This window comes from Massilia putida (assembly GCF_001941825.1).
In the GTDB taxonomy this organism is placed as follows: domain Bacteria; phylum Pseudomonadota; class Gammaproteobacteria; order Burkholderiales; family Burkholderiaceae_D; genus Telluria; species Telluria putida.
This window is the reverse complement of record NZ_CP019038.1, coordinates 6,597,042-6,612,710: the sequence shown is the minus strand read 5'-3', so window position 1 is coordinate 6,612,710 and position 15,669 is coordinate 6,597,042. Positions and strand designations below refer to the sequence as shown.

Below are 15,669 nucleotides of genomic sequence, written 5' to 3'. Positions count from 1 at the left end.
GATGCCGCAAGCAGATCACCAGGACACGTTGGTACGCCGCGTGCGCCATGAACTCAAGCTGCGCGACCTGACCGTCGCGCGCATCGAACCGCTGGGCCCCGGCTTCGTCGCCATCACATTCACGGGCGAGACGCTGGCCGATTTCACGTCGCTGTCGTTCGACGACCACGTCAAGTTCATCGTGGCGGACGACGACGGCGCACAGGTGAGGCGCGACTATACCCCACGGCGCTTCAACCGCGAAGCCCGCGAGCTCGTGATCGAGTTCGCGCTGCACGGCGACGGCAAGGCCTCAAACTGGGCACGTCGCGCCGTCGTCGGGCAGCAGGCTGCCGTCGCCGGGCCGCGCGGGTCGATGATCCTGCCGATGGAACTGGACTGGCACTTGCTGGCGGGGGACGCGACCGCCCTGCCCGCCATCGCGCGCCGGCTGGAAGAGCTGCCGGCCGGCAGCCGCGCGATCGTACTCGCGCATGCGCAGGCCGAGGACCGGCGCGCGTTCGCGGGCGCCGACGTGCGCTGGTTCGATACGCAGGATGCGCTGGTCGACGCGTTACAGGCGCTCACGGTGCCGGAAGGGCGCGGGTTCGCGTGGGGTGGCGGCGAAGCGTCGTTGATGGCGCGGGTGCGCCAGGTGCTGAACGGGAAAGGCGTGCCGCGCGAGGCGACGCGGGTGTCGGCGTACTGGAAGCGGGGTGTGGCGGAACACCACGAGAAACTGGAGTGACCTATGCGGTTGGTGGGCTCGGGGAGCCCACCCTACGCTATCGTGGCCGTAGGGTGGGCATTTGAGGCCGGGGCCTCAAATGCCCACCATGCATCACGCGACCCGCTTACGCCTGCGCGCCACGATCAACCCGGCCAGCGACGTCCCCATCAACGCCAGCGACCCCGGCTCCGGCACCGTGAACTCGTCCATCGTCCACGCCGTCGGCGCGCTGTTGTAGATGACGAGCGTGTCGATGCCGGCCCAGTCCAGCTGGATCCAGCGGGGCGCCGTCGTGTCCAGCGTGTAGGCGGCGGTCGAGGCCAGCAACTGCCCGTTGCGCCAGCCTTCGAACGAGATCTCTTGCTCGACCAGTCCGGCCGTGAAGTAGGCGCCCGTGTATTCGAACGCATTGCCGTCGGCCTTCGAGACCGTCGCCGTGCCGCCGTACCAGTTGAACGCCGTGTTCATGGGCGACACGGCGCCCGCCTCGAAGCCGGTGCCCGGGTAGGCGTCGGCGCGGATGGTCCCCATATTGTCCCAGTTGAAGCCCGCGTAGCCGGCATCGATGAACTGCGTCTCGTCGCCGGACAGGTCGTCGAAATGGATGACGCTTGCGTTGGCAAGCAGGCAGGCGGAAAGCGCCAGCAGGCCGAGGATCGTCTTTTTCATGGTGCCTCCTTTCAGTGAGCCAGGCCGGCGACTTCGGCGTCGCTCAGGGCCGCGTTATAGATGCGCAGCTCGTCCATCGAGCCCTTGTACGGCGTATCCCAGTAATTCACGCCGAGGGCGAAGGTGCCCGTCGTCGTCGTGAACACGTTCGGGAAGCCCGTGCCGGAGAAGCGCTTCACGCCGTTCACGTACACGTTGACGGTGCCGTTGTTGACGCTGAACGCCACGTGCGACCACTGGTTCACCGGGATGTTCATCCCCAGGCCCGCGTCGTACCAGGCGGAGCCCGACCACAACATCGTCGCGCCGTTGACGAAGCCGTGGCCCATCGGCAGGAAGCTGATCCAGGAATCCGTCGTGCGCGCGCCGAAGAACGTGGGCGTGAACGCCGTCAATTGCGCCGGCTTCAGCCACATCGACACCGTGTACGTGTTCGACGAGATCAGGCCGTTCGGCAGGCGGATGCCCGTCGCGCCGTTGAACACGGCCGCGTTGCCGCGCACGCCGGCTTCATACGACAGGCTGCCGCCCGCCACGTCGATCTTGTTGCCGATGACGGAACCGGGCGCGAACGCGCCGTTGGAATCGAGCAGGTTGCCGTCGAACGCGTAATACGCCACGAGGCCGCCCAGCTTGCGCACGGTGACGGTGAAGGCCTTCGTCAGCGTGGCCGTGCCTTTCGTGATCCTCGCCGTCAGGGTGACGTTGATCGAGCCGCTCGCCGGCGTCGTCACGACGCCAGTGTTGCTGACGACGGCCGGATTCGACGACGTCCAGCTGATGACGGCGTTGCGCGCGGCCGTCGTCGGCAAGGCGAGGTTGCCCGTGACGGCCGTCGTGGCGCCCAGGCTCAGCTCATTGTAGATGGCGGTCGCCACCTGCATGTCCGTGCGCGGGATCAGGCGGCTGCCGAAGATGGCGATGCCTTCGCGCGACGATGCGGTGAACGTCGTCACGTACGACTTCGACGTCTCATCCCACTCGGTTAGCAGCACACCCTTGTACGTCGAAGCGCCTGGCAGGTTGATCTCGACCTGGTTGCCGGCCGTCCTGCGCCACGTGCCCGTCACGGCGCCGGTGATGCTGCCGTTGGCGTTCAGCGTGATCAGCTGCGACTTCTTGATCGTGGCCGTGATGTCCTTGCCGTGGTTGACGTACAGGTAGTCGCCGAAGACGAATTCGGGGCGCAGGAATGCCGGCTGCGTCTCGTTCGCGTAGCGGTACGGCGCCACGACGGGCCAGCCGTCCGCGTTCATGTACATCTGGTGCACGCGCACCTCGTGCTGCTCGCCGCGTTCCGGGAAGCGCGTGTGGAAGATCAGGAAGTGCTTGCCGGTCGCCGGGTCGTACCACGCCGAGTTGTGGCCCGGCGAGACATAGCCCATGCCGATGCCGGTGCCGGCCTCGCCCAGCTTGCGCTCGAACAGGAAGTTACCCATCAGCTTGACGCCGTACGGCGCGATCGACGCGTCGTCGAACAGCGGCTTCGTCGGATCGGCCTTCACGTTCGCCATGTTGTTGCCCTGGGCGTCGTAGTACGGACCGTCCGGGTTCGTCGAGCGCGAGATCCGCATGTTGTAGCCGCCGTTCGCATCGAGGCCGCCGAACGACGTGAACATGTAGTAGTACGACGTGGCCGGGCTGTACATCACGTAAGCCCCTTCGATGCGCGCGTGGTTGCCGCCCGTGAGGCGCTTGCCGTAGCCCTGGTTCGGGTAAGGCAGGCCGGTGGACGGGTCCATCTGCATGATGAAGATGCCGCCCGAATACGAACCGTAGATCATCCACAGCTTGCCCGCGTTGTCGAAGAAGACATTCGGGTCGACCGTGTTCGGATGCTTCAGCGCGTCGTAGACGGTGCCGTCATAGCTCGCCTGCCCCCACATGCCGGACTTGAGGATGATGCCCTTGTTGACGTACGGGCCTTCCGGGTTGTTCGCCACGGCGATGCCCAGCGCGGATCGGGGCGCGTTGCCCTGGCACGCGTCGTAGTACATATAGTATTTGCCGTCCGCGAGCTGGCGCACGTCGGGCGCCCACAAGGTCGTGGCGTTCGCCCACGCGAACGTCTCCGCCAGTTCCGTATAGACGTTCTTCGAACCGTTCAGGAACAGCGGATTGGTGGCGCTGACGCTGTCGGTCAGCTGCGTCCACTTCATGAGGTCTTTCGACTTGGCCGACGCCAGGTGCGAGCCGAACACATAGAACGTGTCGCCGACCTTGATCACGGAAGGATCATGCACGGATGCGTTCTGGAAGGTAGGCAAGGTCGCGCCGGCCTGGGCACCGGCATTGGCGGCGATGAAGCAGGAAGCGAATACCGCCCCCAATCCCGCCAGGGATATCAGGTTTTTCACTGTAGTCTCCGTCGTTTATATGTTTTGGGCGATACGGAGATGCTGCGAAGCTGCGTTCCGACAGCTCTCTCGTCCATATCTGGTGCGGAGAATGCGGCATTTTCGAAGGCTTTGCAACAGGGCGCAAAGCTCGCCTAAGTCACTGATTCGACAGGAAAATTTACAGATTTCATTACGGAAATAGGTGCGATTCCAAAAACTTTGATTTCGACTCCCAAATAAAAAATATGGATATCGATAAGGGAATCCGCGATAACTTTTTTAAAAATGAAACCGATTAACAAGGAAAAAAAGATATCGCAGATTTTTTTGCATGTTACAAAAAATATTTTAAAAAGAATGCTTGATGCCGGTGATGATGCCGTTCTGCGCCATGCCCGCGCCGACCGCCCCGCCGGCGGACAGCGCAACCGCCGCCGTGCCGCCGTTCGACACATGGCCGATGGCGACATACGTCGACGTGCGCCTGGACAGGTCGTAGACCGCGCGCAGCATCGCCAAGGTGCTGTCGTTGCCGCTGTTCTTGTAGTCCAGGCGCCCGGCCAGGCCGTCGATCGTGACGACCGGCGTCAGCTTGTAGGCGCCGTCGACGTAATACAGATTGCTGCGCGGCGCGGCCGTCGAGCCTTCGTTGTCGCGCACGACCGTGCCGGCGGCAAGGCGCCAGCCGTCGAACTTCGTGTACGCGGCCAGGTGGATGCGCCTGTCCGTCAGGTTGCTCTTCGCGAGGCCCGCCGCCGCGCCCGCGCCGCCGTTCTTGCGGTCGTAGGCGCTCGTGACGCCCCACGCCGGCGTGTCGTAGCGCAGCATCGCGGACCACTCGCGGCAGGCCTGCGCATCGGCCGCCGCCTCGCCCGGGCAGTTCGTGCCGCCCGGACCGCCGGCGTTCGACACGTCGCGCCCCAGACTGTACGTGGCGCCCACCGTCACCGCGCCGAACGTGCCTTTATAGGCGACCGAATTGTCGGTGCGGCCGTTCGGGATGCCCGCGTCGAGCGAGCCGAGGCCGTACTGCGCCGGACCGATGATCTCCACTTCCGGCATCGAGTTGTACAGCATGTTGTAGTTGCGGCCCAGCGTCACCTGGCCCCAGCTGCCGGCGACGCCCACCCATGCCTGGCGGCCGAACAGGCGGTTGCCCTGGCCCGTCGTGCCGGTGTCCGTGTAGATGCCCGTCTCCAGCGTGAAGATCGCCTTCAGGCCGTTGCCCAGGTCTTCCGTGCCGCGGAAACCGATCCGCGACGGGAACATGCCGCCGCCCAGGCTCGGCATCCACGTGCGGCCGTGGCCCGCCGCGTCGGCGTTGGTGTTGTAGTCGACCGCGGTATCGAGCAGGCCGTACATCGTGACGTTGGCCTGCGCGTGGGCGGCGCCGCATGCGACGATGGCTGCTGCGGCGGCGATGATCTTCTTCATAGTATCTCCTCGGTTTTGGTGGATGAATGTTGTCGGCGGCGGAGTCGGGGCGAGCGCCGTCGCGGCGGGACGCACGGGGCGTCCGCCGGTTGCCGTTACGGGGTCGCGCGCGCCCGGGCGGGGGCGCGGGTCAGGTCAGGGCTTGCAGTCCTTGTTCCAGTCGACCGCATCCGCCGCGCCCTTGCCGGCCACCGAGTACAGCGCCTTGGTGTTGCGGGTCTTCTGGAAGTCTTCCAGCGACTGGCCGCGCATGGCGGCATAGATGTGCAGGTTCGACACGCCGACGACCGCGCCCAGCTTCTCCAGCAGGAAGAAGATCACGCCGTACCGGATCAGCGAGCGCCAGTCGCGCCGCGCGATCATGTCGCGTTCCTCCTGGGTGAGGCCGGCCTCCTCGTAGGTGGCCTCCGGGTTGGCCGCAAAGCGCTGGCGGAACGCCGGGTCGATCAGCTGGTGCAGGTAGCGGTTGATGCGGTAGTGTTCCACGCTGCGCTGCAGGGTGAACGGATACGTGCCCTCCAGTTCTTCCGCGCCCTTGGTCTGGTGCGCGATGTGCCGGCGATGCAGCTCGTTGGCACGGGCGTTCAGCGCCGGATCGACGGCGACGGCGCTTTCGTACAGCGCGACGGCGATGCCCGTCATCGACGGCAGGTAATACTCGCGGTGCAGGCAGTCGAGTTTTGCCGGCATCGCGCCGCGCATCACCATCCACATGACGATTTCCGCGCTCTCCCAGCCGCCCAGGCGGGCGAAGTCGGCCTGCGTCATGTTCAGCAGGACCTCGGGATCCTTTTCGAACAGGTCGAGGAATTCCTGGTCCCACTTTGTATTGTTGAAGCCGCAGCGCTCGCCGTGCACCTGGTGCGACAGGCCGCCCGTCGCGACGATCACGACGTTCAGGTCTTCCGGATAGCTCTCGATGGCGCGGCGCAGCGCCTGGCCCAGCTTGAAGCAGCGCCGGCTCGATGGCACGGGGAACTGCAGCACGCCGCACTGCAGCGGAACGATGGCGCCCGGCCAGCTGCCTGCCGCATGCGGCCACATGATGGAGAGCGGCGAGAAGCAGCCATGGTCGAGCGGCTTATCCTGGAAGAAGGACATATCGAACTCGTCGGCCACGAGCGATTCGCCGAGGTGGCGGGCCAGTCCCGCGTGGCCGGCGACCGGCGGCAGGTCGCGCGCGCCGCCGCCTTCGTCCGCCACCTTCCACGTGTCGCCGATGCCGAGCGCGAACGCGGAATAATGGTCGAAGAAGAAGGACGTCACGTGATCGTTGTAGATCATCAGCAGGACGTCGGGCTTCTTTTCGTCGAGCCACTGCTTCACGGGCTCGAAGGCCTTGAAGATCGGCGCCCAGACGGCGTCGTGCTGCTTGTTGGCGTCCAGGGCGAAGCCGATGGTCGGGGTATGGGAAGACGCGATCGCGCCGATGATCTTGGCCATGATGGTTCCTGATTGAATACGGGATGACGGGTGTTGCCTCAAGCGGTTGCCGGCACGGCACGCGCCGTGAACCGGGTGAAGACGATGGACAGCGCCGCGAGCGCGGCCGGGATGGCGAGGATCGCGATCACCGCCGAAAAGCCCCAGCCCAGCGACAGCAGCACGCCGCCCGCGGCCGAGCCGAAGATGCTGCCGAAGCGGCCGATGCCTTGCATCCAGCTGACGCCCGTGGCGCGCACCGCGGTCGGATAGCATTGCGGCGCGAACGCGTTCAGGCCGGTCTGCGCCCCGCTCATGCAGAAGCCCGCCAGCAGTACCAGGGTACCGAACGCCGCGGACTGCACGTCGCTCGATGCGACCACGAGGATGAGGGCGGCGCCGGCGACATAGGTCGACGCGATGACCTTGTTCGGGGTCCAGCGGTCCATCAGCCAGCCGACGACCAGGGCGCCGAGCGTGCCGCCGAGCTGGAACATCGCCGTGATGTTGGCGGCGCGCTCGATCGGCAGGCCGGCTTCCTTGATCAGCGTCGGCAGCCAGCCCGACAGCAGGTAGATGACCAGCAGGCCCATGAAGTAAGTGGCCCACAGCGACAGCGTGATGCCGCGGAAAGCGGGTGCCAGCAGCGCGCCCACTTTCGCCTTGCCTTCGACCTTCTGCTCGCTGATCGTGAAGACGGCGTCCAGCGCGACGTCGCCGCCGACCACGCGCTTCAACGTGGCCGCGATGCGCGGCGCCGCGTAGTTGTTCACCACGAGGAAGCGCACGGATTCCGGTACGAGGAAAAGGTAGAACGGCAGGCAGGCCAGCGGAATGGCCCCGCCCACGATCAGCACCATGCGCCAGCCATAGTGCGGCAGGATCGCGGCCGCGCCGAAGCCGACCAGCGCCGACCCCAGATTGAAGCCCGTGAACATGATGGCCAGCAGCGTGCCGCGGCGCGCTTCCGGCACGTATTCCGACAGCAGCGTCGTCGTGTTGGGCATAGCGGCGCCCAGGCCAAGGCCGGTCAGGAAGCGCAGCGCGGACAGGGAAACGACGTCGCCGGCCTGCGAGGCCAGCACGCTGAACACGCCGAACCAGGCGACGGCCACCATCAGCAGGCGCTTGCGGCCGTAGCGGTCGGACAGCGGGCCGATCATCAACGCACCGATGGCGAGGCCGATCGGCGCGGCGCTCATCACGACGCCGAACGCCGCCTTGGAAATGCCCCACTCCCTGGTGATCGCGGGGGCGAGGAAGCCCATGATGGCGACGTCGATGCCGTCGGTGGTGATGATGAGGAAGCAAAGCAAAAGCAAGAGCCACTGGTAGCCGGACATCGTGCGGCCGTTGATGTGCGCCGCACATCGAGCGTGTGTGCCGTAATCATTAAGTCTCCTGTCAAATACAGCGGGAGCGTCGAAAAACCTGCCGCGCGTTGCACTGTCGACCGGACCGCGCACGCTGCGGTGCTCGCCGTACTTTTCGTACAACTGCGCTTCTCGGACGACCTTGCGGCCGCGCGCGACGGTTTTTCGAGGTTCCCTTCGGTGATGGGCTGCGTTGCCGTCTTCTGGGAGCGGCGGCATAGCATGGGCCGGGACCGGAATATCCGGTTCCTAGGCGATGCAGTGTACGTTTTGCCCTGTTCCGATGTATTGCTTTCGACTACCCCGGCGTTGCATTCTGCTTATCGGCGTATTCAGCCCCAGGCCGCGCCCAGCGCTTGGATTTCCTCGATCAGGGCGCGCGCGCCCGGCGACAGGTGGGCCTTGCTGCGGGTCGTCACGCCGATGTCGCGTTCCATGCCCGCCAGCGCGAACGGCAGTTCGACGAGCTGGCCGGTGCGGATCTCGTGGTGCAGCTGCCGCGCCGACAGCGCCGTCAGCATGTCGCTGGCCAGCAGCAGGCCGCGCACCAGCGCGAGGTCGCCCGTCTCGACGGCCGGCACGGGCGGCGTGGCATCCCGGCGCGCGAAGAACTGGTCGAAGTGTTCGCGCAGCGGTGCGCCGGCGCGCGACATGACCCAGGGATACGCATGCAGGTCGTCCATGGCGATGGTCGTCCGCGCCGCCAGCGGGTGGTCGCGGCGCGCGATCAGCGCCACCTTGTCGACCAGCAGCGGCTGCGAGTGAAACGCGTCGCCCGCCGACGTGCGCAGCGCCCCGACGACGAAATCGATCCGGCCGCTGAGCAGCCCCGCCATCAGTTCACCGTACGGACTTTCCAGCGAGCGCACGCGCAGGCGCGGATGTTTTGCAAGCGCCTGCGCGATCGCCTGCGGCAGCAGCTGCGAGCGCGCGAGCGGCAGCGCGCCGACCGTCACCACGCCCTCCACCACGCCGTTCAGCGCCGCGATATCCGCCGGGATGTGGCGCAGCTCGGCCAGCACCCGCTCGAAGCGTTCGATCCACCGCCGTCCCGCATCCGTCGGCACCATTCCGTGCGCCGTGCGCAGGAACAGCGGCTGGCCCAGCGCGTCTTCCAGCCGCGCGACGGCCTGGCTGACGGCCGACTGCGACGTCCCCATCGTACGCGCCACGCCCGGCATGTAGTGGACCTCGGCGAGCAGCGCGGCCGCTTCCAGCCGGCGCTCGTTCAGCAGCGCCTCGATGCCGCCCGGCTTGACGCCGCCGCGCACGCGCTGGGCGTCGTCGCGCACGTCGCGCAGCTCGGCCTGGATGCGGTCCGCGCGCAGGCGCACGACCTCGCCCGCGGCCGTCAGCAGCATCCCTCTGCCCTTCCTTTCGAACAGTTGCGCGTCCAGGCTCTGCTCCAGCGCCGACACGGAACGGGTGACGGCGGACGACGCGCGATACAGCGTTTCCGAGGAGCGGCGGATGCCGCCGGCGGCGGCGACGGCCGTGAAGGCATGCAGGTGGCGCAGGCTGACGAGGGACATGAAAAACCGTTGACAATGACAACAAATAAGCAAATTAGAACAGATCACCACCGACAAAGCAACCAAGGCCACAGGCCCGCCGCCGATACTGTGGGCACAACCAGGAGAGAGATCCATGACCCAAGAACGCAACTCGGACCTGACGCCGGTGCCCTGCATGCTGATGCGCGGCGGGACGTCGCGCGGCCCCTTCTTCCTCGACAGCGAACTGCCGGACGACCCGCGACTGCGCGACAAGGTGCTGCTGGCGGCCATGGGTTCGCCCGACAAACGCCAGATCGACGGCCTGGGCGGCGCGCACCCGCTGACGAGCAAGGTCGGCATCGTCCGCGCCAGCACGACGCCGGGCGTGGACCTCGACTTCCTGTTCGCCCAGCTGCAGCCGGACCAGGACACGGTCGACACCACGCCCAACTGCGGCAATATGCTCGCGGCCGTGCTGCCGTTCGCGCTGGAACGGGGCCTGCTGCCGGTCGCGGACGGCACCACGACGGCGCGCGTGCTCACGCTGAACACGGGCATGCAGTGCGACGTCACCGTGCGGACGCCGGGCGGGAAACTCCAATACACGGGCGGCGCCCGCATCGACGGCGTGCCCGGTACCGCCGCGCCGATCACGATCGACTTTCTCGACACGGCCGGTTCCGTTTGCCCATCGCTGCTGCCGACGGGCCGCGTGCTGGACGACGTCGACGGCATCGCTGCGACCCTGATCGACAACGGCATGCCGATGGTGCTCGTGCGCGCCGCGGACCTGGGCGTCACCGGCTACGAAAGCGTGGCCGACCTGAATGCGAACGACACGCTGAAGGCGCGGCTGGAAGCCCTGCGCCTTGGCGCCGGCCCGCTGATGGGCCTGGGCGACGTGACAAGTAAAAGCTACCCGAAGATGTGCCTCGTCGCCGCGCCGCGCGCGGGCGGCAGCGTGACCACGCGCTGCTTCATCCCGCACGTGTGCCACGAGGCGATCGGCGTGCTGGCCGCCGTCACCGTCGCCACGGCGTGCGTGCTGGAAGGCTCGGTCACGCAGGGTATCGCGGCGGTGCCTCCGGGGCTCGTCAAGACTGTGTCGGTCGAGCATCCGACCGGCGAATTCAGCGTCGAGCTGGAACTCGACAAGGACAATCCGCAGCGGGTGGCCCGTGCCGCCCTGCTGCGCACCGCGCGCCCGATCATGCGCGGCGAAGTACTGGTATCGCAAGACATCTGGAAAGGAAAATAATATGCGCAAGCCCCTGGTCATCGACTGCCACGGCCACTACACGACCGCGCCGAAAGCGCTGGAAGACTGGCGCAACGCGCAGGTCGCGAACCTGAATACGCCCGGACTCGGCCCGAAAGTCGCGGACCTCAAGATCAGCGACGACGAGTTGCGCGAGTCGATCGAGACGAACCAGCTGCGCCTGATGCGCGAACGCGGATCGAACCTGACGATCTTTTCGCCGCGCGCCAGCTTCATGGCGCACCACATCGGCGATTTCGAGACGAGCGCCACGTGGGCCGCCATCTGCAATGAATTGTGCTGGCGCGTGTCGCAGCTGTTCCCGGATCACTTCATCGGCGCCGCCATGCTGCCGCAGTCGCCCGGCGTCGATCCGGCCACGTGCATCCCCGAGCTGGAGCGCTGCGTGAAGGAATACGGCATGGTCGGCATCAACCTGAATCCGGACCCGTCCGGCGGCCACTGGACGTCGCCGCCGCTCCCGAGCCGCCACTGGTATCCGATCTACGAAAAGATGGTGGAGTACGACATCCCCGCGACGATCCATGTCTCGACGAGCTGCAACGCCTGCTTCCACACGACGGGCGCCCACTACCTGAATGCGGATACCACGGCGTTCATGCAATGCCTGACGAGCGATCTGTTCAAGGATTTCCCGACCTTGAAATTCCTGATCCCGCACGGCGGCGGCGCGGTGCCGTATCACTGGGGCCGGTTCCGCGGCCTCGCGCAGGAAATGAAAAAGCCCCTGCTCGAAGAACACCTGCTGAACAACATCTTCTTCGATACCTGCGTGTACCACCAGCCGGGCATCGACCTGCTGACAAAAGTGATCCCGACGAAAAACGTGCTGTTCGCGTCCGAGATGATCGGCGCCGTGCGCGGCATCGATCCGGAAACGGGCCACTACTACGACGACACGAAGCGCTACATCCAGGCGGCCGCGCTCACCGACGAGGACCGGTTCCGCATCTTCGAAGGCAATGCCCGCGCCGTGTTCCCGCGCCTGGACGCGGCCCTGAAACAGAAAGGATTGTAAAGATGACCACACCGCTGATGAATCAACTCGGCATCGTCAAGCGCAACATCGAGCGCGCCGACCGCGCCGCCGCCGGGCGCCTCGGCAAACTCGGTAGCGCCACCGTGCACGAAGCGATGGGCCGCACGGGCCTGCTGAAGCCTTATATGCGGCCGATCTGGCCGGACCAGCAGGTGTCCGGCACGGCGGTGACCGTGCTGTTGCACCCGGGCGACAACTGGATGCTGCACGTGGCGGCCGAGCAGATCCAGCCGGGCGACGTCGTCGTGGCGGCCGTCACGGCCGAATGCACGGACGGCTATTTCGGCGACCTGCTGGCGACGAGCTTCATGGCGCGCGGCGCGCAAGCCCTCGTCATCGACGCCGGCGTGCGCGACGTCCGCGTGCTCAAGGAGATGGGCTTCCCCGTGTGGAGCCGCGCGATCAGCGCCAAGGGCTGCATCAAGGCGACGCTCGGCTCCGTCAACATCCCCGTGATCTGCGCGGGCACGCTCGTCAATCCGGGCGATGTGATCGTGGCGGATGACGACGGCGTCGTCGTCGTGCCGGCGGTCGATGCCGCGCGTGTGGCCGACGTGGCCGAGAAACGCGAGGCGCTCGAGGGCGAGAAGCGCGCGAAATTGGCGTCCGGGGTGCTGGGGCTCGACATGTACAGCATGCGCGAGCCGCTGGCGAAGGCGGGTCTCAAATACGTCGATTAACCAGATCGCGGGGCGGACACGCCGTGCCCGCGCGACAGGCGGCGTTACGCAAACGTCACGCGCGGGCACGTCTCATCTGAGGCCCCGGCCTTGCATGCTCCCCTACATTTGCCTCAACCGCCCTTCCCGATCGAGCACGTAGCGGTCGAAATCCCGCGCCAAAAACAGATTTCCGCCGTAGACCCCGCGCGCCTCCGCCTCCACCGCCGCCATCGACAACGGCCCCTCCCCTTCCTGGTAGCGCGGACTGAAGTGAGTGAGCACGAGGTTCGGCAACCCGGCAGCCGCCGCCATCCGCGCCACCCGCAGCGCCGAACTATGCATCGGCGCCGGCCCCACCTTGAGCAGCACCTCTTCCGTGTACGTCGCCTCGTGCACCAGCACCTCGGCCGTGCGCGCCGCGTCCAGCAGCAGGCTAGGCTCGTCGTTGTCGCCGCCGACGATGATCGTGCGCGCCTTGCGCGGCGCCAGCAGCCACTCGTGCGCCTGCAGCACGCGGCCGTCGTCCAGCACGGCATCGACACCGCCCTGCAGCGTGCCCCACACGGGACCGGGCGCGATGCCCGCCGCGCGCAGGCGGGCGGTATCCAGCTTGCGTAGGGCGGTGCGCTCGGTGAAGCGGTAGGCCCACGACGGCATCCGGTGCGACAGCGCGATCGCGTCGACGGCCAGGTCGGGCAGGACGGCGCGCCCGGCCAGGTCGCCGATGGGGATGAAGTCCAGCGGATACGGCAGCCCCAGTTCGGTCGTCGCCATCACGCCTTCGATGAACGTCGATAAAGACGGCGGACCGACGAGGGTCAGCGGGGCCGTGCGGTTCAGCATGCCGGCGCTGGCCAGCAGGCCCGGGAGCCCGTAGCAGTGATCGCCGTGCAGGTGCGTGATGAAGATGGCGCGCAAATCGTGCAGCGACAGGGTCGTGTGCAGGATGCGGTGCTGCGTGCCCTCGCCGCAGTCGACGAGCGACCAGCCGCCGCCCGGGCCGCGCAGCGCCAGGCCGCTCACGTTGCGCGTCTTGCTGGGGGTGCCGGACGAGGTGCCGAGGAACTGGAATTCCATGTCGTGACGGGCTGGAAGGTGGATTCGGTCCGATTATGCCCCGTTTCGGTCGGCCCCGACGCGGTTTCGTCGCAGACAGGTTGCCGCCGTCCCACCGCGGCGGCACAATGCCGGCAACCGTAACACGTTAGCAGACAGGCAAACCATGACGACCCTCACCCGCTTCTTCCCCTGTGCGCAAGACACGTGCCGGCCCCTCTGGCGCCGCCTGGCCGACGACGTCGGCCTGACCGTCATCGTCTGCGCCTGGGCCGCCGTGCTGATCACGCTCGTCAACGGCAGGACGTGGGAACTGTACGACCAGATGGTGTACTCGATCTGCGTCGGCCTGGTGGCGCTGCTCGTGCTCGACGGCCTGCGCTTCACCCTCCTCGACGATCCGGTGCGGCGGCGCCGCTGGCTGGTGCCGTGCCTCGTGGTGCTCGTCGCGATGGCGCCCGTCGCGCACTATTGCGGCATCTCGCTCGGCAGCCTGCTGCTGGGCCGGCCCCTGCCCGACCTGTCCGACTACCCCAACGACCACGGCCAGAAAGGCATGATCGGCCTCACGCTGCTGGCCACCTGCGCGATGGCGCTCCTGATCCTGAACCGCGAACGGGTCGAGCGCATCAAGCTGGAACGCACCGAGGCCAAGACGCGCGCCGAGACCATCGAGCGCCAGGCCCTGCAAGCGCAGCTGCGGCTGCTGCAGGCGCAGATCGAGCCGCACATGCTGTTCAACACGCTCGCCAACCTGCAGGGCCTGATCGCCATCGACCCGCAACAGGCCAGCCGGATGCTCGATCACCTGATCCAATACCTGCGCGCCACGTTGTCCGCCACCCGCTCTGAAACGACGACGCTGGCCCAGGAATTCGAGGCGGCCGATGCCTATCTCGGGCTGATGGCCGTGCGCATGGGATCGCGGCTGTCGTATCGCTGCATCCTGCCTCTCGAGCTGCGCGGCGCGCGGCTGCCGGCCATGCTGCTGCAGCCGCTGGTGGAAAACGCCATCATCCACGGCCTGGAACCCAAGATCGAAGGCGGCACCGTGACCGTGGAGGCGAGCGCGCGCGCCGGCCTGCTCGACATCTGCGTCAGCGACACGGGCCTCGGCCTGTCCGACACGCAGGCGACCGCAAAAGGCACGGGCGTGGGCGTGACCACCACCCGCGAACGTCTGCACGTGCTGTATGGCGCGCGCGCCGCATTGACCCTGATTCCCGCCCAGCCGCACGGCGTGCTGGCCCGGCTCACGCTTCCCCTGGAGACCGCATGAACCCATCCGCATCCATGCCCCCCTGCGCCCTCATCGCCGAGGACGAACCGATCCTCGCCGCCACGCTCGCCGCCACGCTGCGCCGCCTGTGGCCCGAACTCGACATCGCCGGCACCGCGCCGAACGGCGTCGCCGCCGTGCAACAGGCGCTCGAACTGCGGCCCGACATCCTCTTCCTCGACATCAAGATGCCGGGCCAGAGCGGCCTGGAAGCGGCGCAGGAACTGGCCGAACGCTGGGACGGCGCGCGTCCGTTCCCGCAGATCGTGTTCGTGACCGCGTACGACGACTATGCCGTGCAGGCGTTCGAACAGGCCGCCGTCGACTATGTGATGAAGCCCGTGAGCGACGCCCGCCTGGCCCGCACCGTCGAGCGGCTCCGGGCGCGCATCGCCCCCGCGCCGGAGAAATCGGGCGACGACGGCCTGGCCCGACTGATCGAGCAGATGCGCGCCCTGCTGCCGCAAGCGGCGGCGCCGGCCGAGCGCTTGACCGTGATCCGCGCGGCCGTCGGCAGCGTCATCCGCATGATCCCCGTGCAGGAGGTGGCGTACTTCCAGGCGCTCGACAAATACGTGAACGTGGCGGGCCCCGACGGCGACGCGCTGATCCGCCTGAGCCTCAAGGACCTGCTGCCCCAGCTCGACCCGGACCAGTTCCGCCAGATCAGCCGCGGCGCCATCGTCAACATGCGGCACGTGACGAGCGCCAGCCGCGACGATGCCGGCAAGCTGACGCTGCACCTGCGCGACCGCACGGACACGCTGCGGGTCAGTCCGTTGTTCGCACACCTCTTCCGGCAGATGTGACCCCGTCCGACGCCCCACGCGGGCGCCGGCGGGTTTATACTCGGGCTCGTGATCAACGTATTGACAACCGTGCCCGCCCCATCATCTTCGCCACCAGGTAGCC

General features: G+C 67.1%; 12 protein-coding genes and 1 pseudogene. 6 read left to right on the top strand and 7 right to left on the bottom strand.

Annotated features, from left to right (window positions below):
• Position 1 precedes the first annotated feature (1 nt).
• Positions 2–727: a siderophore-interacting protein gene (locus BVG12_RS31635; RefSeq protein WP_075795876.1), complete on the top strand. Its 726-nt coding sequence runs from the start codon at positions 2–4 to the stop codon at positions 725–727.
• Between the two features lie 93 nt (positions 728–820).
• Here the strand turns inward: BVG12_RS31635 and BVG12_RS31630 are convergent, their stop codons facing one another.
• The 6 genes and pseudogenes from BVG12_RS31630 to BVG12_RS31605 form a co-directional block, all read right to left on the bottom strand.
• A complete protein-coding gene (locus BVG12_RS31630) occupies positions 821–1,378 on the bottom strand; it encodes a PEP-CTERM sorting domain-containing protein (RefSeq protein WP_075795875.1) in 558 nt (185 codons plus the stop codon).
• An 11-nt stretch (positions 1,379–1,389) separates the two neighbouring features.
• Positions 1,390–3,735: a family 43 glycosylhydrolase gene (locus BVG12_RS35730; RefSeq protein WP_075795874.1), complete on the bottom strand. Its 2,346-nt coding sequence runs from the start codon at positions 3,733–3,735 to the stop codon at positions 1,390–1,392.
• 330 nt (positions 3,736–4,065) lie between these two features.
• Positions 4,066–5,151 carry a porin gene (locus BVG12_RS31620; protein WP_075795873.1) on the bottom strand — a complete coding sequence of 362 codons (1,086 nt, stop codon included), beginning with the start codon at positions 5,149–5,151 and terminating at the stop codon, positions 4,066–4,068.
• A 135-nt stretch (positions 5,152–5,286) separates the two neighbouring features.
• The gene (locus BVG12_RS31615) at positions 5,287–6,594 is read right to left on the bottom strand and encodes a gallate dioxygenase (protein WP_075795872.1); all 1,308 of its coding nucleotides are present in this window, start codon (positions 6,592–6,594) and stop codon (positions 5,287–5,289) included.
• A gap of 38 nt (positions 6,595–6,632) precedes the next feature.
• A pseudogene (locus BVG12_RS31610) lies at positions 6,633–7,966 on the bottom strand (MFS transporter).
• Positions 7,967–8,278: 312 nt separating this feature from the next.
• Positions 8,279–9,478 carry a LysR family transcriptional regulator gene (locus BVG12_RS31605; RefSeq protein WP_075795870.1) on the bottom strand — a complete coding sequence of 400 codons (1,200 nt, stop codon included), beginning with the start codon at positions 9,476–9,478 and terminating at the stop codon, positions 8,279–8,281.
• 115 nt (positions 9,479–9,593) lie between these two features.
• Here BVG12_RS31605 and BVG12_RS31600 point away from each other — a divergent pair, with 115 nt between their 5' ends.
• Genes BVG12_RS31600 through ligK form a run of 3 tightly spaced genes read left to right on the top strand, consistent with a single transcriptional unit; the run spans position 9,594 to position 12,440 of the window.
• On the top strand, positions 9,594–10,700 hold the full coding sequence (locus BVG12_RS31600; RefSeq protein ID WP_075795869.1) for a 4-oxalomesaconate tautomerase: 1,107 nt from the start codon (positions 9,594–9,596) through the stop codon (positions 10,698–10,700).
• A gap of 13 nt (positions 10,701–10,713) precedes the next feature.
• Entirely contained in the window at positions 10,714–11,739 is a 1,026-nt protein-coding gene (locus tag BVG12_RS31595) for an amidohydrolase family protein (RefSeq protein ID WP_075796681.1), read from the top strand.
• A 17-nt stretch (positions 11,740–11,756) separates the two neighbouring features.
• Positions 11,757–12,440, top strand: a complete 684-nt coding sequence (gene ligK / locus BVG12_RS31590) for a 4-carboxy-4-hydroxy-2-oxoadipate aldolase/oxaloacetate decarboxylase (RefSeq protein ID WP_075796680.1) — start codon at positions 11,757–11,759, stop codon at positions 12,438–12,440.
• Positions 12,441–12,542: 102 nt separating this feature from the next.
• Here the strand turns inward: ligK and BVG12_RS31585 are convergent, their stop codons facing one another.
• Positions 12,543–13,499: a ribonuclease Z gene (locus tag BVG12_RS31585; protein WP_075795868.1), complete on the bottom strand. Its 957-nt coding sequence runs from the start codon at positions 13,497–13,499 to the stop codon at positions 12,543–12,545.
• A gap of 145 nt (positions 13,500–13,644) precedes the next feature.
• Here BVG12_RS31585 and BVG12_RS31580 point away from each other — a divergent pair, with 145 nt between their 5' ends.
• Both BVG12_RS31580 and BVG12_RS31575 read left to right on the top strand, forming a co-directional pair.
• Positions 13,645–14,757 carry a sensor histidine kinase gene (locus BVG12_RS31580; protein WP_075795867.1) on the top strand — a complete coding sequence of 371 codons (1,113 nt, stop codon included), beginning with the start codon at positions 13,645–13,647 and terminating at the stop codon, positions 14,755–14,757.
• A complete protein-coding gene (locus BVG12_RS31575; RefSeq protein WP_229503766.1) occupies positions 14,754–15,566 on the top strand; it encodes a LytR/AlgR family response regulator transcription factor in 813 nt (270 codons plus the stop codon). The genes BVG12_RS31580 and BVG12_RS31575 overlap by 4 nt, the downstream gene beginning before the upstream one ends.
• Positions 15,567–15,669 lie beyond the last annotated feature (103 nt).